Source organism: Bacillus clarus (assembly GCF_000746925.1).
GTDB classification, from domain to species: Bacteria; Bacillota; Bacilli; order Bacillales; family Bacillaceae_G; genus Bacillus_A; species Bacillus_A clarus.
On sequence record NZ_JMQC01000008.1, the window covers coordinates 1,051,558 to 1,072,426 of the forward strand.

At 36.7% G+C, this 20,869-nt stretch carries 21 protein-coding genes and 1 other annotated feature; of the genes, 5 read left to right on the top strand and 16 right to left on the bottom strand.

The features are described 5' to 3' along the window. Window position 1 precedes the first annotated feature (1 nt). Window positions 2–1,195, top strand: a complete 1,194-nt coding sequence (gene ribBA, locus DJ93_RS06115; protein WP_042979698.1) for a bifunctional 3,4-dihydroxy-2-butanone 4-phosphate synthase/GTP cyclohydrolase II — start codon at window positions 2–4, stop codon at window positions 1,193–1,195. 18 nt (window positions 1,196–1,213) lie between these two features. After that, on the top strand, window positions 1,214–1,675 hold the full coding sequence (gene ribH / locus DJ93_RS06120; protein WP_042979699.1) for a 6,7-dimethyl-8-ribityllumazine synthase: 462 nt from the start codon (window positions 1,214–1,216) through the stop codon (window positions 1,673–1,675). A gap of 32 nt (window positions 1,676–1,707) precedes the next feature. Here ribH and DJ93_RS06125 read toward each other — a convergent pair whose 3' ends face one another. The 8 genes from DJ93_RS06125 to DJ93_RS06160 all read right to left on the bottom strand — a co-directional run bounded on the left by DJ93_RS06125 (window position 1,708) and on the right by DJ93_RS06160 (window position 8,469). Further along, a complete protein-coding gene (locus DJ93_RS06125) occupies window positions 1,708–2,028 on the bottom strand; it encodes a hypothetical protein (protein ID WP_042979700.1) in 321 nt (106 codons plus the stop codon). Between the two features lie 180 nt (window positions 2,029–2,208). Beyond that, window positions 2,209–3,207, bottom strand: coding sequence for a biotin synthase BioB (gene bioB, locus DJ93_RS06130; RefSeq protein ID WP_042979701.1), 999 nt, complete (start codon window positions 3,205–3,207; stop codon window positions 2,209–2,211). Further along, window positions 3,161–4,018 (bottom strand): malonyl-ACP O-methyltransferase BioC, encoded by an 858-nt coding sequence (gene bioC, locus DJ93_RS06135; protein WP_042979702.1) that lies wholly within the window; start codon window positions 4,016–4,018, stop codon window positions 3,161–3,163. Before bioC ends, bioB begins: the two co-directional genes overlap by 47 nt. Continuing rightward, entirely contained in the window at window positions 3,984–4,724 is a 741-nt protein-coding gene (locus DJ93_RS06140; protein ID WP_042979704.1) for an alpha/beta fold hydrolase, read from the bottom strand. Before DJ93_RS06140 ends, bioC begins: the two co-directional genes overlap by 35 nt. Then, on the bottom strand, window positions 4,721–5,908 hold the full coding sequence (gene bioF / locus DJ93_RS06145) for an 8-amino-7-oxononanoate synthase (RefSeq protein ID WP_042979705.1): 1,188 nt from the start codon (window positions 5,906–5,908) through the stop codon (window positions 4,721–4,723). Before bioF ends, DJ93_RS06140 begins: the two co-directional genes overlap by 4 nt. Next, complete coding sequence (gene bioD, locus DJ93_RS06150) at window positions 5,874–6,602, bottom strand: dethiobiotin synthase (protein ID WP_042979706.1); 729 nt, start codon at window positions 6,600–6,602, stop codon at window positions 5,874–5,876. The genes bioF and bioD overlap by 35 nt, the downstream gene beginning before the upstream one ends. Further along, on the bottom strand, window positions 6,602–8,035 hold the full coding sequence (gene bioA / locus DJ93_RS06155; protein WP_052109548.1) for an adenosylmethionine--8-amino-7-oxononanoate transaminase: 1,434 nt from the start codon (window positions 8,033–8,035) through the stop codon (window positions 6,602–6,604). Before bioA ends, bioD begins: the two co-directional genes overlap by 1 nt. Before the next feature lie 77 nt (window positions 8,036–8,112). Continuing rightward, the gene (locus tag DJ93_RS06160; RefSeq protein WP_042979708.1) at window positions 8,113–8,469 is read right to left on the bottom strand and encodes a hypothetical protein; all 357 of its coding nucleotides are present in this window, start codon (window positions 8,467–8,469) and stop codon (window positions 8,113–8,115) included. A 142-nt stretch (window positions 8,470–8,611) separates the two neighbouring features. Then, window positions 8,612–8,832, top strand: a binding site (T-box leader). Window positions 8,833–9,173: 341 nt separating this feature from the next. Between DJ93_RS06160 and nhaC the strand changes: the two genes are divergently transcribed. Beyond that, window positions 9,174–10,547: a Na+/H+ antiporter NhaC gene (nhaC, locus tag DJ93_RS06165; RefSeq protein ID WP_042979709.1), complete on the top strand. Its 1,374-nt coding sequence runs from the start codon at window positions 9,174–9,176 to the stop codon at window positions 10,545–10,547. Between the two features lie 54 nt (window positions 10,548–10,601). Here nhaC and cpdB read toward each other — a convergent pair whose 3' ends face one another. Next, on the bottom strand, window positions 10,602–12,932 hold the full coding sequence (gene cpdB / locus DJ93_RS06170) for a bifunctional 2',3'-cyclic-nucleotide 2'-phosphodiesterase/3'-nucleotidase (protein ID WP_042979710.1): 2,331 nt from the start codon (window positions 12,930–12,932) through the stop codon (window positions 10,602–10,604). A gap of 281 nt (window positions 12,933–13,213) precedes the next feature. On the opposite strand from cpdB, the gene DJ93_RS06175 reads away from it, so the two are divergent. Further along, window positions 13,214–13,993 carry a GDSL-type esterase/lipase family protein gene (locus DJ93_RS06175; RefSeq protein ID WP_042979711.1) on the top strand — a complete coding sequence of 260 codons (780 nt, stop codon included), beginning with the start codon at window positions 13,214–13,216 and terminating at the stop codon, window positions 13,991–13,993. 72 nt (window positions 13,994–14,065) lie between these two features. After that, on the top strand, window positions 14,066–14,512 hold the full coding sequence (locus tag DJ93_RS06180; protein ID WP_042979712.1) for a MarR family winged helix-turn-helix transcriptional regulator: 447 nt from the start codon (window positions 14,066–14,068) through the stop codon (window positions 14,510–14,512). A gap of 24 nt (window positions 14,513–14,536) precedes the next feature. On the opposite strand, the gene DJ93_RS06185 is transcribed toward DJ93_RS06180, so the two are convergent. The 7 genes from DJ93_RS06185 to argC form a co-directional block, all read right to left on the bottom strand. Continuing rightward, the gene (locus DJ93_RS06185; protein WP_042979713.1) at window positions 14,537–14,734 is read right to left on the bottom strand and encodes a hypothetical protein; all 198 of its coding nucleotides are present in this window, start codon (window positions 14,732–14,734) and stop codon (window positions 14,537–14,539) included. 58 nt (window positions 14,735–14,792) lie between these two features. Beyond that, the gene (locus tag DJ93_RS06190; RefSeq protein ID WP_052109550.1) at window positions 14,793–15,353 is read right to left on the bottom strand and encodes a DUF2062 domain-containing protein; all 561 of its coding nucleotides are present in this window, start codon (window positions 15,351–15,353) and stop codon (window positions 14,793–14,795) included. Window positions 15,354–15,489: 136 nt separating this feature from the next. Further along, on the bottom strand, window positions 15,490–16,440 hold the full coding sequence (gene argF / locus DJ93_RS06195) for an ornithine carbamoyltransferase (protein ID WP_042979715.1): 951 nt from the start codon (window positions 16,438–16,440) through the stop codon (window positions 15,490–15,492). A gap of 12 nt (window positions 16,441–16,452) precedes the next feature. Continuing rightward, window positions 16,453–17,613: an acetylornithine transaminase gene (locus DJ93_RS06200; RefSeq protein ID WP_042979716.1), complete on the bottom strand. Its 1,161-nt coding sequence runs from the start codon at window positions 17,611–17,613 to the stop codon at window positions 16,453–16,455. Beyond that, window positions 17,610–18,377, bottom strand: coding sequence for an acetylglutamate kinase (gene argB / locus DJ93_RS06205; protein ID WP_042979717.1), 768 nt, complete (start codon window positions 18,375–18,377; stop codon window positions 17,610–17,612). The genes DJ93_RS06200 and argB overlap by 4 nt, the downstream gene beginning before the upstream one ends. 11 nt (window positions 18,378–18,388) lie before the next feature. Beyond that, window positions 18,389–19,612 carry a bifunctional glutamate N-acetyltransferase/amino-acid acetyltransferase ArgJ gene (gene argJ, locus DJ93_RS06210; RefSeq protein ID WP_042979718.1) on the bottom strand — a complete coding sequence of 408 codons (1,224 nt, stop codon included), beginning with the start codon at window positions 19,610–19,612 and terminating at the stop codon, window positions 18,389–18,391. A 10-nt stretch (window positions 19,613–19,622) separates the two neighbouring features. Beyond that, the gene (gene argC / locus DJ93_RS06215) at window positions 19,623–20,660 is read right to left on the bottom strand and encodes an N-acetyl-gamma-glutamyl-phosphate reductase (protein ID WP_042979719.1); all 1,038 of its coding nucleotides are present in this window, start codon (window positions 20,658–20,660) and stop codon (window positions 19,623–19,625) included. Window positions 20,661–20,869 lie beyond the last annotated feature (209 nt).

Below are 20,869 nucleotides of genomic sequence, written 5' to 3' on the forward strand. Positions count from 1 at the left end.
AATGTTTCATCATATTGAAGAAGCTCTAGAAGATTTAAAACAAGGAAAAATCGTTATTGTATGCGATGATGAAAATCGTGAAAATGAGGGCGATTTTATCGCTTTAGCAGAGCACATTACGCCAGAAACGATTAATTTTATGATTACACACGGCCGTGGCCTCGTTTGCGTACCGATTACAGAGCAATACGCAGAGCGTCTTCAGTTAGAGCCTATGGTGTCTCACAATACAGATTCACATCATACTGCATTTACAGTAAGCATCGATCACATTTCCACAACAACAGGAATTAGTGCTCATGAGCGTGCTACAACAATACGTGAATTATTGAACCCATCCGCTAAAGGAACTGACTTTAATCGTCCCGGGCACATCTTTCCGCTAATCGCGAAAGAAGGCGGCGTCCTTAGACGCGCTGGTCATACAGAAGCTGCTGTTGACTTAGCAAAATTGTGCGGAGCAGAACCAGCTGGGGTTATTTGTGAAATTATAAATGAAGATGGCACAATGGCACGTGTACCTGACTTATTACAGTGCGCAAAACAATTTGACATAAAAATGATTACAATTGAAGATTTAATTGCTTATCGCCGCCACCATGAAACGCTCGTAACGAGAGAAGTGGAAATTACATTACCTACAGATTTCGGTACTTTTCATGCAATCGGCTATTCTAACTCATTAGATACAAAAGAGCATATCGCCCTCATAAAAGGGGATATTTCAACTGATGAACCAGTACTTGTACGTGTTCACTCAGAATGCTTAACAGGTGATGTATTTAGTTCATGTCGCTGTGATTGCGGACCACAACTCCATGCTGCACTTGCTCAAATTGAGCGAGAAGGAAAAGGTGTTCTTCTCTATATGAGGCAAGAGGGGCGTGGCATTGGGCTTCTTAATAAACTAAGAGCATATAAGCTACAAGAAGAAGGATTAGATACTGTAGAAGCAAATGAAAAGCTTGGATTCCCAGCTGATCTTCGTGATTACGGTATCGGTGCTCAAATTTTAAAAGATTTAGGTTTACAGCAATTACGATTATTAACGAATAATCCACGAAAAATAGCTGGCTTACAAGGATACGATTTAAAAGTAGTTGAGCGTGTACCATTGCAAATGCCAACGAAAGAAGAAAATAAAACATACTTACAAACAAAAGTAACAAAATTAGGTCATTTATTAAACTTATAATAAAGGGAGAGATATATTATGGTATTCGAAGGTCATTTAGTTGGTACAGGATTAAAAGTTGGGGTTGTTGTTGGACGTTTCAATGAATTTATTACGAGCAAGCTACTAGGTGGAGCATTGGATGGATTAAAGCGTCACGGTGTAGAAGAAAACGATATTGATGTCGCATGGGTTCCTGGTGCATTTGAAATTCCTTTAATCGCTAAAAAGATGGCGAATAGCGGAAAATACGATGCTGTTATTACATTAGGGACCGTAATCCGCGGGGCTACAACACATTATGATTACGTTTGTAATGAAGTTGCAAAAGGTGTTGCTTCTCTATCACTACAAACAGAGATTCCAGTTATATTCGGTGTATTAACAACGGAAACAATTGAACAAGCGATTGAACGTGCAGGTACAAAAGCCGGCAATAAAGGATATGAATCAGCAGTTGCCGCGATTGAAATGGCCCATTTATCAAAACAGTGGGCATAAAAAAGGAGGCTTCGGCCTCTTTTTTTATACTCTTACTTCCCCGCTTTCTTTCTCACATCTTCTATTATTTCATTCATCGTTTTCCCTTCTGTTTGAATACGAAGATTTTGAGCGATTCTCCAAACATTCTCACGCTTTTTCTCTTCCTCTACAATATGAAGTTCTTTCCGCACTTCCTTCAAGCCTTTCCCTTCCGTTTCAATACCGAAATGCTCCGCTTTCGTTCGAAAATGTTGTTCAATTCTTTTTTGCATTTCTTTTTGCTCAGGATTTTCAGCAGCCTTAACTGGGTCAGCACTTATCGCTTTTATTAGAATAAGACAAGTCATAATAGCTAATATATATTTGTGCATGTTAAATCCTCCAACCCGATATAAATTACACTTTTACTATGCACAATTACCGAATGGAAAATTCGTCCACGCAATTTATTTTTTTCGTAGAAAAACCAATACTACCAAGAGTTACTCCCCTTTTATTACATTTTATTTACAAAAAAAACAAGCCCTTTAAAGAGCTTGCTTCTCAATCATTTATAACGCACATTCCTCAATCTCAAATCCTAAATCTTCAATCATACCCCAATCATCTGTTGGCTCTTGACCAGCTGTTGTTAAATAATCACCAACAAAGATAGAATTTGCTGCAAATAACCCGAGGGGCTGTACAGAGCGCAAATTAATTTCACGCCCACCAGAAATACGGATTTCTTTTGATGGATTTACAAAGCGCATCATCGCTAATACTTTTAAGCATTCTACTGGCGTTAATTCTTTTTGTCCTTCAAGTGGTGTGCCCTTTACTGCCACAAGGAAATTACATGGAATAGAATCCGCATCTAAACGTTGTAATTCAAATGCGATTTCAGCACGTTGCTCAATTGTTTCACCCATTCCGAAAATCGCCCCAGAGCATGGAGAGATACCAGCTTGCTTCGCTTTTTCTACTGTATCTACACGATCGTCATACGTATGAGTTGAACAAATGCTATCGTAATTGTTTGCATGTGTATTTAAATTATGGTTATAACGATGCACGCCTGCTTCTGCTAAACGTCCTGCTTGGTCTTCGTTTAAAAATCCTAAACAACAACAAATTTTCAAATCTGTCGTTTCGCGAATTTCTTTCACCGCCCCAATGACGTGATTTACTTCTTTATCAGTTGGACGACGACCAGATGCAACGATGCAATATGTACCTGCTTTGCGACGGACTGCTTCGTGTGCCCCTTCTACAATTTTCTGTTGCGTTAACCATGCATATTTATCAATCGGCGCTTCTGAAATGATTGACTGTGAGCAATACCCACAATCTTCTGGGCATAATCCGGATTTCGTATTAATAATCATATTCAACTTTACTTTCTTACCAAAGTGATGATGACGAATGATGTAAGCTGCATTCATAATTTCTAAAACCTCTGTATCATCGGCTTCTAAAACCGCTATTGCTTCCTCTTTCGTGATGTGTCTGCCCCCTACTACTTCAGATGCAATTTGTTTCCAATCTGTTTTTGTTTGTACTTGTTTCATCTTGTCTCTTCCCCTCTTTTTCAATATACGTAAATAAAGCATGATATGTTGCCATAATCCCTTCCCTTTCCGTGAAATCTCTTTCGTATATGCGCAGCATTGTTCGAAAGAGCGAAGGACTTTGGCAATACGACTCTTCATTACTATTCGTTGCTCCTACTTTCCGAATAGATTGTAGAAACTCCCGAACTTCAGCAAACCTTTCTATGTAACATGTTTCAAAAACATGTACATCCCCTTTTTCCACTTTACATACATGAAACAACTGTTCTTTCGAGAAAAAATGTTGTCCAATCGACGTTCGACTTTGTATCCCCTTTTCTTCTTTTGCACGATGAAATGCTGTATGTAGCTCTTGGAACGTTTGATTTCCAAACGTTGAAAATAGTAGCACTCCACCTTTGGACAAATGATGAAATAAATTTCTTATCGTTTCTTTTAGATCATTAAGCCATTGAAATGTAGCATTTGAAATGATGACATCATACGATTCTTCTAACCGTAATTGCTCAATATCTTCACACCGAAATGTAACAGCTCCTACATTATGTCTAGTTTTCGCAACAGCAATCATATTTTCAGCAAAATCAATAGCTGTAATATGAGCTCTTGGAAATGCATTTACTAATTGCTCTGTTACATATCCTGTTCCACACCCAAGTTCTAAAACACGTATCGATGACGTCGCACTATATTTCCCCTTCATTTTAGAAAGTAAAAACTGAGCCATCTTTTTTTGTACATTTGCATATTGGTCATAGGATACAGCTGCCCCGTTAAATCGTTTTTGTAATAGCATTTTGTTGATCATATCGTATCCCCTCTACAAACTGAATTACTTCATTTGCACAATATTCAAAATTCGTAACGCAAAGCGCATGCCCAGCTCCATTTACTACTTTAAGTGAAGCACTTGTATTCTCCCGTATGTAGTGAGCGGCAGAAAGGGGACATATGCCATCGTGCTCTCCATGAAGAAGTAACATCGGCACCTTCACACGCTGCAATGCATTTCTCATATCTGCTTCTATTAAATAATTTAAGCCTATCTGTAAAGACTGAATTGAATCTCCTTTAAAGCGCTCTGTAATCTTTTCAAACCGCTCACTCTCTTTTAATTCATTTTTTGCAAACATACTTTTATAGAAGCGATCCAACGTCTCTTCCTTTCGCCTTGCTACATTTCTCTTCATACGTTCTACAAATGAAGTGTTCCAGGCACTTATATAATCATCATCGATTGTAAATTTAGCTGTACCACCTATTAAAACCATGCCTTTCGTTCTGACTCGATCACAAGATTGGAGAGCGACTAACGCTCCTAATGACCAACCAATTAAAATAGCATTTTGATCTTTTGCCGCTTCTATTACACGCTCTACAAATTCACTATCGTTTTTCATATTTCGCCACTCTACACACCGAACAGAATATTCTTTAAAGTAAGGCAGCAATAAAGACCATACCTCTTCTTCCATTCCCCATCCTGGAATAAAAATAAGTTTTAGCTCTTTCACGCTAAAAACCCCTCCTCTTTACCAATTCGAATAATATGGTGGATAGCCCATTTCAAATCAGTTCTTGTATGTTGTGACGTAACTGCAAAACGAATTCGAGCGCTCTTATGAGGAACAGTTGGTGGCCTGATTGCAATTGCCGCAATTCCTATCTCTTGCAATTTTCCACTAAAACGTAGGGCATTTTCATTTGAGCCAACAATAATTGGAACGATATGTGTTGAACTGTCACCAATATCGAAACCAGCTTCCTGTAAGCGCACTCGGAAGTACGCCCCATTTTCTAAAAGCTGACATCTTCTTTCTTCATCTTCTTTCACAATTTCGATTGCTTTCTTTATTGCACCTAGTGTTCCTGGTGGTAACGCAGTAGTGAAAATAAAGCTTCTCATCGTATTTTTTATATAATCAATACAAATTGCATCACCCGTTAAGTAAGCTCCATAGCAACCTAGCGCTTTACTAAACGTACCCATATGAATATCAATTTTACTAGCCATGCCTTCTTCTAGATGAGATAAACCAGCTCCATATTCCCCATATATTCCACCCGCATGGGCCTCATCAACCATGAGGAGCGCACCATATTTTTCTTTTAGCACAACTAAATCTTGTAAAGGAACGACATCACCATCCATACTAAAAATCGTGTCTGTCACTATTAACTTTCGCTTTGTAGGTGGTGCCATACGTAACATCTTTTCTAAATGTTCCAAATTATTATGACGATATCTTTTGTGTTCCGCTCCACTTAATGCAATTCCATCAACAATGCTTGCATGATTTAATTTGTCACTAAAAACAATATCGTGACGACCGACTAACGAAGAAATCGCTCCAATATTTGCCGTATATCCACTATTTACGATTAACGCTCTTTCCGTCCCTTTCCAGTTGCATATACTTTGTTCAACCTCTTCATATAATGGATAATTTCCTACTACAAGGCGAGATGCTGTAGCTCCAGTTCCATATTCCTTTGTGGATACAATGGCAGCTTCTTTCAACCTTTCATCACCAGCTAATCCTAAGTAATTATTCGATGCTAAATTGAGCATCCTCTTACCATTTCGAATAAGCCATGTCTCTTCTTGTTGCTCAGTTACACATAAACTACGATATTGTGCTTCTTCTTTTAATTGCTGTACTTTAGATTGAAGATGTTTGCTCCATACTTGATCCATTTTGGATAAACTCCTCTAATTTTGAAATCATAATATGTTCTTCTGCTGCTTTTAATAATTCTTCCCTTGTAAACTCTTCGTGAAGAAATGGTAATAAACCTATAACTGGCACACCGCTTAATTCTTCAATCATTTCCTTATTTTCTTGCACTCTTTCTTTTTCATATTCCTTGCAACCAGATAAAATCACACCTGCGACTGTTAAGCCATGTACCTTTGCATAAGAAATTGTTAAAACAGTATGATTGACCGTTCCAAGCGTCGGACGTGCCACAATAATAAGTGGCAGCTCTAATTCCTTCGCAAAATCGATTACTAAAGCATCTTCTGTATACGGAACAGCAAAGCCACCCGCTCCTTCTACAAGTAAACTATCAAACTCTTCTAATAGTTCTTTGTAATGAGATGTAATTTGTTTTAGTGTTACAGTTCTTCCCGCTCTTTTCATAGCAAGTCTCGGCGCAAGCGGTTCTTCAATAGAATAAGGACAAATTTTATCTTCTTCTGTCGGTACTCCCGCTACTGCCTTCAATCTAGCTGCGTCCCCATCTGGATTTGAAGCAACATGTCCACTTTGTAACGGTTTATATACGCCTACGTTATATCCTCGGTTTCTAAGTACCCCTGCTAATGCACCTGCCACAACAGTTTTCCCAACTTCTGTATCTGTTGCCGTTACAAAGAAACCACTCATCATTCTTCCTCCGTAACATCTGAGATTGCTTGATATAAAATGCGTAACATATCATCAATCTCATCTATTGTAGATGCAAGTGGCGGCATAAATACAATTGTGTTACCGAGCGGACGTAAAATCATTCCTAGTTCTCTTGAACGTTTACAAACTGCTACACCAACTCGCTCTGTCCATTCAAACGGCTCTTTCGTTTCTTTATTTTTCACAAGTTCAATACCAATCATGAGCCCACATTGGCGAATATCTCCAACGTGCGTATATTCATAAAGTGATTTTAATTGTTTTGCCACATATTCAGCTTTATATGCAACATCTTCTACTAAATTTGTTTTTTCATATAGTTCTAGATTCGCAATCGCTACAGCGCACCCTAGCGGATTCCCTGTATAACTATGGCCGTGGAAAAATGTTTTTTGCTCCTCATACTCACCTAAAAAGGCATTATAGATTTCATCTGTTGTTACTGTAATTGCTACTGGTAAATAGCCACCTGTTAACCCTTTTCCAGCCGTTAAAATGTCCGGTGTCACATCTTCATGTTCACATGCAAACATTTTTCCAGTACGTCCGAATCCTGTTGCTACTTCATCTGTAATAAATAAAACATTATAAGTTGTACATAAATCGCGAAGTCCTTTTAAATACCCTTTTGGCATTGTAATCATACCGCCAGCACCTTGCATTAATGGCTCCACAATAATTGCTGCCACTTCTTCATGCTTTTCTTTTAATAGTTCTTCCATTTCTTCTAAATGCTTTTTAACAATTTGTTCTGTATTATCTCCATAAGGAGAACGGTATGTATATGGATAAGGCATTTTTATCGCATCAAATAAGAGTGAACTGTACACTTGGTGAAACAAGTCAATTGCTCCTACTGAAACTGCCCCAATTGTATCTCCGTGATATGCTTCTTTTAACGTAATAAATTTTTGTTTTTTCGGCTTCTCCTTATGCTGCCAGTATTGAAAAGCCATTTTTATCGCAATTTCAACAGCTGTAGAACCAGAATCTGAATAAAACACTTTTTTTAAACCTTTCGGAACAACATCAATGATCTTTTCTGCAAGTAAAATAGATGGAACATTAGCAAGCCCAAGCATCGTAGAGTGGGCAACTTTATTTAATTGTACACGAATTGCATCATCTAATTCTGGAACGTGATGCCCATGAACATTTAACCAAATAGATGAAACACCGTCCCAATATCCATTTCCATTTACATCATATAATTTTCGGCCCTCTCCTCGTTCAATAATAACGGGATCTTCTTCTAAGTAGTCTTTCATTTGTGTAAATGGATGCCATACATACGCTTTATTCTTTTCCGATAATTCTTCATATGTATAAGCTAATTTTTCACTTGTATTGCTATGAACAGTCACAATTGTCACCCCTAATGTCAACTTAGTTATAAATATAGTTAACATTAAAAATAAAATACTGTCAATTATTTTTAAATCATATGGTTCTTAAAAAAGAACAACTTATCCTGTGATAAGTTGTTCTACTTTCCTTGCTTGATCTTCCCTATTTCTAAAATAATCTCTTCATCTTTTTTTCCTTCTGTCTCAATCCCAAGCTCTTTTGCATGCTCAATTAATAGTTCGTGACGTTTCTCAAACCTTGCTGTATTTAAATCTTTTTTAATCTGGTCCTCTGTTTTCCCTTCAGTGGAAACACCTAATTTAGCAGCTGTTCTCTCTGTGTTTTGTTTATCTTCGGCTTTTTTTTCTTTCTTTATTTCTGCTTTTTGCACATTATTTTCTTTCATTTGATCTTGCCCTGCCGCAAACGCTGTGTAAATGCCAGCACTCCCCCCAATAATAAGTAAGGCTGTAAAAAGAAATACTTTTTTCTTCATTCTCTTCCTCCTTTCTATTTTCATTATAACGAACAAGTTGCCTCATTCAAAAACATTCTCTCTTCATTTTCCGAAAAAAATAATGAATATATATGTTGACATATGTGATAAATATGTGATAAAAATTTAACTAACATCATATGAATCGGCAATGATAGGATTTAGTAGTATTTCGATTTCTGATTTCAGAGAACTGGTGGACGGTGCGAACCAGTACAGAGCGATTTATGAATTACCCCCTGGAGCTTCTTTTACGAAACATTTGGAGTAGTGAAAGACGGTTATAGACCGTTATTTCTAAAGAGTGGTGAAATGAAGCTGTTTCACAATTTAGGGTGGTACCGCGATTTTTTCGTCCCTGCATATACTGCAGGGGCGTTTTTTATTTTCTATAATTGCGTATCATACCACCCTTTATTTTGTGCTACATTTATTTCACAAGCTAGGGTGGTACCGCGATTTTTTTCGTCCCTGCATATTTATATGCAGGGACGTTTTTTTATTCCGATATTTTCCAAGTAATCATGGTAAAAACGAAAAATTGATAGAATGAATAACTTGGTAAATCCTAATTATTTAAGCTTTATGATGATAAACAATTACCGGTAATTTGTCAAAAAATTCTAAATTTTAGAAGGAAATATACAATATTGGCGAATTTTATATAAAAAAGAACTATTTTAGGTTAGTAGGAGGGGCAAACAATGGTTTCAAAAATTGAATCTATTCTTTTAACATTTTTTATCTTTTTCTGTATAGGCTTTAGTGTTATTCAATTAGAAGTTTCACCGCACATCCCAATTTTATTCGGTATCGTTATTTTATTAGCGTTTGGATTTATGAAAAAAATCTCTTGGTCCGATATGGAAAAGGGGATGATGAGTAGTATTTCAGCTGGTATCCCATCCATTTTCATCTTTTTACTTGTAGGTGTATTAATTAGTGTTTGGATCGCTGCTGGCACAATTCCAACATTAATGGTATACGGCTTCGAACTTGTATCTCCAAAGATTTTCATTCCGACAGTGTTTGTCGTTTGTGCAATTGTTGGAACAAGTATCGGTAGTGCATTTACAACTGCTGCAACGGTAGGACTTGCATTTATGGGAATGGGAAGTGCTCTCGGATACGATCCAGCACTTATTGCTGGGGCCATTATTTCCGGGGCTTTCTTCGGGGATAAAATGTCTCCTTTATCTGATACAACAAACTTAGCTCCTGCTGTAACAGGTGTGGATTTATTTGAACATATTCGCAACATGCTTTGGACGACAGTTCCGGCTTTCATTATTGCTTTTATCGCATTTTTCATTTTAGGAAGTAGATCAGTAGGAGATGTTGATTTCTCTTCTTTTACAAGCACATTAGAAAAGCACGCAACAGTTTCTCTCGTTACACTGATTCCGATTTTATTACTATTTCTATTCGCCTTTAAGAAAGTACCAGCAGTTCCAACATTACTTGCCGGAATCGTAGCTGGCATTATCATTCTCTTTATTTTCAAACCAAGTACTTCACTTGCTGATTTAATGAAAATTATGCAAGACGGTTACGTATCTAATACGGGTGTAAAAGATATTGATAGTTTACTATCTCGCGGTGGTTTACAAAGTATGATGATGTCAATCGCACTTATTTTCCTTGCTCTTTGTATGGGTGGTTTATTGCAAGGAATGGGCATTATTACACAGCTTATGAATATCATCTCTAGTTTTGTTAAAACAAGTACACGATTAATCATCTCTACAGCTTCAACAGCAATTGGTGTAAATTTCTTACTTGGTGAACAGTACTTATCAATCGTTTTAACAGGACAAGCATTTGCCAACAAATACGATGAAGTTGGTTTAGAACGTCGTAACTTATCACGCGTGTTAGAAGACGCTGGCACAGTTATTAATCCGCTCGTACCATGGGGTGTAAGTGGTGTCTTCTTATCAAATGTATTAAGCGTCCCAACATTTGATTATGTTCCATACGCAATCTTCTGCTTAGCTTGTCCAGTCGTTACAATTATTGTTGGATTTACAGGATTTGGGCTTTCATGGAAGAAAGAAAAAACCGTGACAGTTTCTTAACCTGAAAATACAGAATAAAAAAGGATTACCATATTCGGTAATCCTTTTTTATTATTATCTGTTCGCTTTCTTTCTTCTGAATAACATGAACAAACCTGCTCCAACAAATGCAAGTCCAGCTCCAATTGTAGAAGCAACGCTCGCACCCGTTTTCGGTAAATCACGGTCTTCTTTATCTTCACTTACTTTTGTCGTTTCTTTTGTATTTTGATTTTCTTGTTTCGTAGTTTGGTCTGATTCTGTTTTATTCTCGTCTTGCTTTTGCTCATTTCCATCATTAGAAGTTGTTGGCTCTCCTCCACTGTTTCCTTCACCCGTTGCCGGTGGCGTTGTTGGATTTCCTCCGTTGTTCCCTTCACCTGTCGTTGGTGGCGTTGTTGGATTTCCTCCATTGTTCCCTTCACCTGTTCCCTTATCCTCGTCGTCCTTTTTCGTTAAATCAATCGCATATTTTGCAAATTCATTTTCAGATGGACCAACGTATGAGATATTCCCATCTTTCGTAATGTACTTTTGTGCATTTGGTGAAGAATCGAATGTTGTATTTAATTTTTCTGCAACGATTGGTTTAAACGTCCAATTTTTATCTGCTGTTGGATTAATAACTGGTGTTTCTTGCATATATTTGACGATAATTTGACGCGTTTCATCTTGTGATTGATATACAACCTCTCCCTTACTTACACCAGGGAATGTTTGGCTGCTTCCGCGATAGTTATTTGTAGCTACAATAAACTTTTGATTGTCTGCTACTGGTTTACCATCGTACGTCAAATTTACAATACGATTTGCATTTGCATCTTCAACTTTTCCATCTTTGTTGTATTTCGCTGGTTGCGTCACATCAATTTCATATTTTAAACCGTCTAAAATATCAAAGTTATATGTAGGGTAATTGACATCCACTAATGACTGTTCTTCTTTGTTCGTCGGATCAATTCGCTTAAACTGTCCTGCAGACATTTCAAGCCACTCTTTCACCTGTGCTCCATTTACTTTCACAGCATACAATGTATTTGGATATACATATAAATCTGCAACGTTTTTAATCGCTAAAGTTCCAGCTGGAATGTCAGTATAATATGTAGCACCGTTTCGACCACCTGCTTTAAATGGTGCGCCTGCAGATAAGACCGGGATTCCTTTATATTTACTATATTGTCCGTTTTCAGCAAATAGCTTTTCTACGTACCATTTTTGCGCATTCGTCACAAGTTGTACAGAAGGATCATCTTGTACTAATGAAAAATAACTATTAATTGGTGCTGTCGTTTTACCTACAGCTGTATTCACATAATCAATTGTCGCTTGATGATCATCTTTAATTTCATTAACTAATTCTTGATCAGATTCTACTAATGGGTTCCCTTTACTATTAGCAATCGGGCGAAGTTGTGGCTTAGATTGATCTTTTTGTACTTCCCATTTTCCGTTTACCTTTTTCAATTGCATATCAATAATACCTAAGTTACTGCCAAAAACACCAGGCATTACAACTGGAACACCATTAAATACATCCTTCACTTCAGTATGTGAATGTCCCATTAATACTGCATCTACACCAGGAACTTTTGTTGCTAAATGATATGATGCATTTTCCATTCCTTCGTTGTATTCGTTCTTATCAACGCCTGAATGAGCCAATGCAACGATAACGTCCGCACCTTGTGCCTTCATCTCTGGAACTAATTTTTGCGCTGTTTGCACAATATCTTTCGCTATTACTTTTCCTTCTAAATTCGCTTTATCCCAGTTCATAACTTGAGGTGGAACAAATCCCATTACACCAATTTTCACCTTTTGTTTTTGACCAGATTCATCCTCTACTTCTTTTTCAAAAATATGATATGGTTTAAAGTAATGCTTGTCGTTCTTACCATTATCATCTATGTAGACATTCGAATTAATAACCGGGAACTTTGTTTTACTAATCACTTTGTTTAAATAATCTAAGCCATAGTTAAACTCATGATTCCCAAGAGAGATGACGTCATACTTCATTAAGTTCATTAAACGATATAAAGGGTGTACATAACTAGGATCCACTTTATTTTTCGGATCATTTATTTTATTCGCCACATAATCCCCAAGAGGCGTTCCTTGTAATGCATCCCCATCATCAAATAACACGGAGTTCTTTGCTTCTTCACGTGCTTTGTTAACAAGAGTTGCAGTTTGAACGAGACCGACTTTATTATCTGTTTTCGTCTGATAATAATCGTAGTTCATTAAGTTAACGTGAATGTCTGATGTTTCTAAAATTCGTAAGTTAACTGTACTCTCCCCAGCTTGTTCTTCTGCATGCGCTGTCATTGGCAATACTTGCGGAGCTATAACACCTAATGCAAGAGTTGCTCCCGCTAACACTTTCTTTGATTTTTTCACGAAAAAAATCCCCCTTATACAATTGTCCCTAAAAAAATAATAAAATGAGTTTCTATCAAGCTCTAATTACATATTCTCTGTTTTCTTCATATTAGAGTGTTGACATTCACTTATCTGACATTATCATATCGAACATACTTTCATATCGTCAATATTTTTTGACATACTTCTACAAATTTTCTGTAAAGTTATTATAAACTTTTCATAAACATATAATATGCCCTTCCATTGCTTATACTGCTGAATATGATACAATTACCAATTACAAGGAGGATGAATGTATGAAAAAAGTCATCTTAACGATTGTTTGTCTCCTCCTTCTAATCATTTCTTATTCTTATTTTGAAAAGAACGATGAGACAAAACAAAAAGAAAATGAAGAAAAAACGGCAAAAACCGCTACTCCAAGATGGATTGATAAACAAACGAATGATTCTTTTTATCACCTTGTACTAGGTGACTCACTCGCAAAAGGATATGGCTCTACGCAAGGGGGATTTGCGGAATTAGCTTCTAGGGAACTAGAAGGACAAATTCATAAACCAATTAGAGTAGAAAACCTCGGTGTAAATGGATTAACAACGGATCGTCTCGTTCAAAAAGTTCAGTCAGAGGAAGTACAACAAAAAATTAGAGAAGCAAATATAATTACGATTAATATTGGAGGAAATAATTTATTCCGTTTAAATCGTGATGTGGGTGTTATAGATGGACTTAAAATGTTAAACAGAGAAAAGGCACGTTTTGAAACAGACGTAAAAAATATCGTAAAGACAGTTCGGTCTCAAAATCCGAACGCTTTACTCATTCTATCTGAGCTCTATAACCCTTTACAACTCGATGACTCTATCGCGAGTTATGCAGATATGTTTTTAGATGGCTGGAACGATTCCGTTTATTCTATTTCAAAAGCGAATCAACCGTCAATCGTTTTACCAATTCGAACATTAATATCGAATGATAAAAAAGATTTACTATTTGATCAAGTGCATCCAAATGATAAAGGCTATGAGATTATCGCCAATGCATTTACGAAACAAGTATTATCCTTTAAATATTAAGGCCAGCGTGAAACAATTCTATTTGTATACGATATCTTTTTTGTTACAATGATAATGGAAGGGGGCCTTTATATGGAATCACGCGAGTGGGAACGTATTGTTGATCATCTTCTTTCGCTAGTGCCTCTTTTTTATCGCAAATTTATGCTTCCTGGAGAGTTTTCTTCTCAAAGACATATGCCGCCATCACATACACAGGTGTTACTGCTTTTACACGAAAATGGTACATTAGCAGTTTCAGAAATCGGAAAGCGGCTAGCGATTTCACGGCCTAACATGACACCTTTATTAAACAAACTCATTCAGGAAGAACTAATAGAGCGTCATTATAGCGAAAAAGATCGACGGGTCATTTTAATTTCTCTTACAGCCGAAGGGAAGTTGCTAGTAAGTCAGTATCAGCAATTCATTTTAGACAAACTAAAAGAAAATTTTCAAACATTATCTGAGGAAGAGCGCGAAAAGCTCATTCACTCTCTTCAAACCATTCAAAATTTAATTTTGAAAACAAACGTATAAAGCTGCTTCTAAATAGAAGCAGCTTTATGATTCGTAATAATTACCGTAGTAGACATTTGAATATGGCCATGTAGTTAAATACGGTTTTCGTTCTTGAGTAAACTGTGGTTGTGGTCGTTGCTGCATTTGCGGTTGTGGATATACTCTAAATTGCCTTCTCATATCATTTACAGGATAATAATTTGTATGTGGATATACTTGAGGTACGTAATAATAATACATCCATTCTCTCCCCCTTTTTCTTAAACATATTCAAAGGAGAAAATGAATGTGACATTCTTTATATTTGCACAAGTGTTTCTCTCACTCGTTTCTTTCTTTTCTTCAAACGTAACTTACGATTCTTTTCATATAAATAATGCACAACGAAATATGAAATTACCCCAAACACAATTCCTATTATCGTCATACCAATTAATACATACACTTCACTCTGTAATAAGCTCTTTAACATCGTAAAAATATGGCTCGAAAACAAATCTGATATCGTAAATGGTTTATGATGTATTTTCTGTACATCAAATGGATAAATCATTTTCCCTAACGCATAAGCAAACGGAAATAAAAATACTGGGAGAAATGATATCTTCCCAATAATATTACCAATGACTGCGGCAGGAAAAGATCCCTTTGCTAATCGAACAATTGGATAAAATATTAAATATACGAGCGATGCTGTATAAATTACTAACATTTCTAAACCAAATCCAATAGCAAAACCTAACGATACTTTCTTTGCCCCTTCTGGCGAACGAAGCAACTTATAATATTGAAACTTTAATATTCTCCACATCCGCTGAAAAAATGAATATGTTTTTTTAGTTGTTTGCACAATAATCATCTCTTTAATTGTATTTTACTACCCTAGTATGCCCTTACATTATAAGAAAAACAAATTTCTTTCTCTTATTATAATGGATGTAAAGAAGTTTAACCAAATATACATCAGACATTTCGACGCAAAAAAGCCTCCCCCATTAGGAAGGTTTTTCGCTATTTTGAAATAAGCTTACTAATAACGCCTTTTGCACGTGTAATCGATTACCAGCTTGCTCAAAAACAACAGAATGAGACCCGTCTATAACTTCTCCCGTCACCTCTTCTTCACGATGCGCCGGTAAACAGTGCAAGAAACGGTACGTCTTCTTCGCATGTTGAACAAGTTTCGCGTTTACTTGGAATGGTTGGAACAATGTATATTTTTCTTCTTCCCCTTCTTGCCCCATACTCATCCAAACATCTGTGTAAATAAAATCAGCATCTTTCACTGCTAATTCAGGATGATTCAAGATTTCAATTGAAGCTCCTGTTTCATCTGCAATCTCTAACGCCTTCTTTATAATTTCCTTATTGGGTTCATATCCTATCGGAGTTGCAATAGTCATATTCATTCCAACCTTTGCACTCGCTAATAGTAAAGAATGGCATACATTATTTCCATCCCCTACGTAAGCCAATTTAATTCCTTTAAATGTATGAGCTTCTTCATATATTGTCATTAAATCCGCCAACGCCTGACACGGGTGATGATCGTCTGTTAATCCGTTTATAACAGGAATACTTGACTCTTTTGCAAGCTCCTCTACATCAGCATGTGAGAAGGTACGTATCATAATTCCATCAATATAATGAGATAATACCTTTGCCGTATCTGTAACACTTTCTCCTCTTCCGATTTGCATTTCTTTTCCACTTAAAAACATTCCATGTCCACCTAGTTGAACCATTCCTGCTTCAAAAGAAACACGCGTACGAGTTGAATGCTTATCAAAAATGAGCCCTAATATTTTCCCTTTTAATAGCGGTTCATTCTTATTATTTTTTAAATATATAGCGAATTCGATTAATGAAATAATCTCTTCTTGTGTTAGTTCTTCTAATGTTAAAAGGTCTTTCGTATTTAACTTTGGTACTTGTATAGTTGACATAGAACTTCCCCCTTATTTAATCGATACATTTTTTGTACAAACTACTTTTTTTATCATATATACTGCGTGCTCTAGTTCTTCATTCGTTACAATAAGCGGTGGTAATAACCTTATTACATTTGGACCTGCTTGCAATACAAGAAGACCTTCTTTTTCTAGTTGCTCTATAAAAGATGAGACTTCATGCTCACATGAAATTCCGATCATAAGCCCCTTCCCGCGAATATCTTGGATCGATTCGACATGTTGCAATTCTTCTTCTAATTTTTTTAATACATACGCACCCTTTTCTTTTACTTCTTGTAAAAATGAAAATTGCTTAATCATTTGCAATACTTCTTTTGCTGCGGTCATCGCAATGTAATTCCCACCAAACGTTGAACCATGTGATCCAGCTGTAAAAGAAGATGCAAGCTTCTTCACTCCAAGCATCGCTCCGACTGGAATACCATTTCCAAGTGCTTTTGCGACTGTCACTATATCAGGTCGTATCCCCATTTGCTCATAGGCAAATAACGTTCCTGTTCTTCCTATTCCAGTTTGTACTTCATCAACGATGCAGAGCGCATTATACTCATTACATAGTTTTTCAATTTCTTTCAAAAAGGAAAGATTAGCTGGTAATACCCCGCCCTCTCCTTGAACAATTTCCACCATTACTGCCGCAACTTCTTCATTCATCGCTTCCTTAAGTGCTTTTATGTCGTTAAAAGGAATATGTGAAAAAGACGGAAGAAGTGGCCCAAATCCTTCTTTCACTTTATCTTGTCCTGTTGCACTCATCGTTCCAAACGTTCTACCGTGAAAAGATTGCTGACATGTTAAGACAAGAGACTTCCCAGTATATTTACGAGCAAGCTTTAAAGCCGCCTCATTCGCTTCAGCCCCGCTATTACAAAAAAATACATAATCTAATTCATTATCTTCCGTTAATAGCGCCGCAACATCTTCTTGTAATGAATGTGTAAAAAGATTTGATATATGCCACATATCCCCCAGTTGTTTTTCTATAGCCTTTACGAGGACCGGATGACAATGGCCTAAATTACATACTGCAATACCAGAAGTAAAATCTAAATATTGTTTGCCATTTTTATCGATAACGTTCGTTCCGCTTCCTTTTACAATCTCAAGTTCTCGTCTTCCGTATGTCGGAAAAAGATGGCTCGTCATACAATACTCACTCCTTTTGTTACTGTAGTTCCAATACACTCTCCTGTGACCTCAGTAAAATCCTTTGTACCATTTACGATACTGGCCTTTTGCACTCCCATTTTTAATGATGTGAGTGCTGCCTGTACTTTCGGAATCATTCCACCTGTAATAACACCCTTTTCTATAAGAGCAAGAATTTCAGATTCATCTGTTTTCTTTATCAATCTTCCTTCGTGTAATACCCCATCTACATCCGTTATAAAAATGAGTTCTTTTGCCCCAAGTGCTTCTGCAATTCCAGCTGCAGCAGTATCTGCATTTATGTTATAAGCTTCCTTACCACTTATCCCAATTGGAGCGATAACAGGAATATAATTTAACTCTATTAATCCTTTTAATAGAGATGTTTCTACATAACTTACTTCTCCCACATATCCAATATCTTCATTGAAAGGTTGAACTTGAAGTAACTTACCGTCACACCCAGAAAGTCCAACTGCAAGTAAATCATGCTCTTGTAAATTCATTACGAATTTTTTATTCGTACTTCCACATAGCACCATTTGAACAACATCCATAACCTCTTTCGGTGTTACTCGTAATCCGTCTTTCTTTTCTATCGGGATATGGGATTCTTCTAACTTGGCATCAATTTCTGGGCCACCGCCATGGACAATAACAACCTTATAACTCTTTTGCAATTTCTTTATACACTCAAAAAACACACTATTTAATCGATCCAACATGCTACCACCGCATTTAATTACGATATAATTGCTCATCTTCTCTCTCCTTATGTACGATAACAAGCATTTATTTTCACATATTCATAACTTAAGTCGCAGCCCCAAGCTGTCCCTTTCGCTTCTCCCAAATGTAAATGAACATCGATTATGATTTCAGTTTTTTTTAACTCTTTTTCCATTTCCTCTTCCGCGAACAATTGTGGCTCACTATCTTTTAACACAACGATAGATTGAAGAATAATATCAATCGTGTTCGGATTAATAGCTACTCCACTTTGACCAATACTACTAATAATACGACCCCAATTTGGATCTTCACCGTATATCGCCGTCTTAACAAGACTCGAACCAACAATTTGCTTCGCAATTTTGTTAGCATCCTCCGTAGTTTCGGTACCGTGCACATTTACTTCCACTAACTTTGTAGCGCCCTCACCATCTCTCGCAATTTGTTTTGCTAAATCTTCACATACCTTTTGCAAAGCCACTACAAATGTTTCCCACTCTTTATGCTCCATACTGATTAGTTTTGTTTCTGATAATCTACTTGCCATAACAATGACCATGTCATTCGTAGAGGTATCTCCGTCCACCGTAATTTGATTAAATGTATGATTCGTAGCTTGCGATAATGCCACTTGTAATGCTTCTTGTTCAATATTAGCGTCAGTTGTAATAAAACTAAGCATCGTTGCCATATTCGGATGAATCATCCCAGATCCTTTAGCAACCCCAGCAATCTTTACTTCCTTTCCATCAATCACGATTTGATAACAAGATTCTTTTGTAACAAGATCTGTCGTTAAAATCGCTTCACAAAAAGAATGCGCTATCCCTACATCCTTTGTTGGTACAAGAGCCGATATTCCATTTCGAATCGATTCCATCGGTAAGTGAACTCCAATTACACCTGTTGAAGCAACTGCTACATAATTTTCTCTTACTCCAAACTGCTTGGCTGCTAACTCTCGCATTTCATAAGCATCTTGTAACCCTTTCATACCTGTACAAGCATTTGCATTTCCGCTATTAACAACGATTGCTTGTAATTTCCCTTCCGCTGAAATACTTTCTTTCGTTACTTGTAATGGCGCTGCTTGTATTTGATTTGTTGTATAAACCGCTGCACAAATTGCTGGTACTTCACAAACAATTGACCCCATATCCTTTTTTCCTTTTTTCAGCCCCGCTTCAATACCAATTGCCGAAAAACCTTTCGGTGATACAATTGATCCATTCTCTCGTTTCGTAATACAAGCTGCTTTACTCATAGTTTCCCCCTTATGGATATAGCGGCATATGTTGTAAACCTGCTGTTTCTTCCAATCCCGCTAGTAAGTTTGCATTTTGAATCGCTTGCCCAGCTGCTCCCTTCATCATATTGTCTATAACTGAAACAACTGTGACTCTTCCTGTTCTTTCATCGTAATCTGAACCAATATCACAATAGTTTGAGCCTCGTACTTCTTTTGGACTTGGGAATTCTCCTTGAGAACGAATTCGAACGAAAGGCGAGTGATGATACGTTTCTTCATACAATTTCTGAAGTGATTGTATTTGAGCACCCTGCTTTACTTTCGCATAGAGTGTAACCATAATTCCTCGTGATATCGGTATTAAGTGTGTACTAAATGTAATCGGCTTCGTCTCATCATTCCATTCAGCAAGCATTTGCTCAATTTCAGGAACATGCTGATGTTTATTTACTTTATAAATGTGAAAATTATCATATAGCTCTGGGAAATGAGTCATCGTTGTCGGTGTTTTCCCTGCTCCTGTTACACCTGACTTTGCGTCAATAATAAGTGAGTCTGCCTCAATCATCCCATTTCGTGTGAGAGGCGCTATTGCTAGCAATGCCGCTGTTGCAAAACATCCCGGATTTGCAATTAAATCAGCATTTTGAACTTCAGACCTTTTCCATTCACTTAATCCGTACACTGCTTTTTGGAGAATTTCTTCCTTTGCAGCTGGTTTCTTATACCAAATTTCATATAGAGAAGGATCTACCATACGAAAATCTCCAGACAGGTCAATCACTTTTAAACCTGCTGCTAATAGTTTGGGAGTTAACTCGGCTGATACTCCTGCTGGTGTTGCTAAAAACACAATTCTTGCTTCTTTTCCTATTACATCTACATCAATTTCTTGTAACGTATGAACAAGAACATTTCGCAAATGCGGGTATGTATTTGCAATACAATCCCCTATTTGTGAAAAAGAGTGAAGAGATGCAATTGAAAAGTATGGATGTTGCTGTAATAACCTAATTAATTCAATACCTCCATATCCCGTTGCTCCAATAATTGCGACTTTCATATAATCCTCCTTATATCGATTCTTCAAATTAAATATGATTATAATATTGTATATTTATAGAGTCAATTAAATATTTATTAATTTTCAAAAGTTCAAATTCTTAATTTTACTAGAAAAACAATATACCAATCCGAATTTTTATACAAAAATGTTGTATGGTAGTATTTTCTCTATACTTCGAGTACAATAAAACAATACATTTATACATA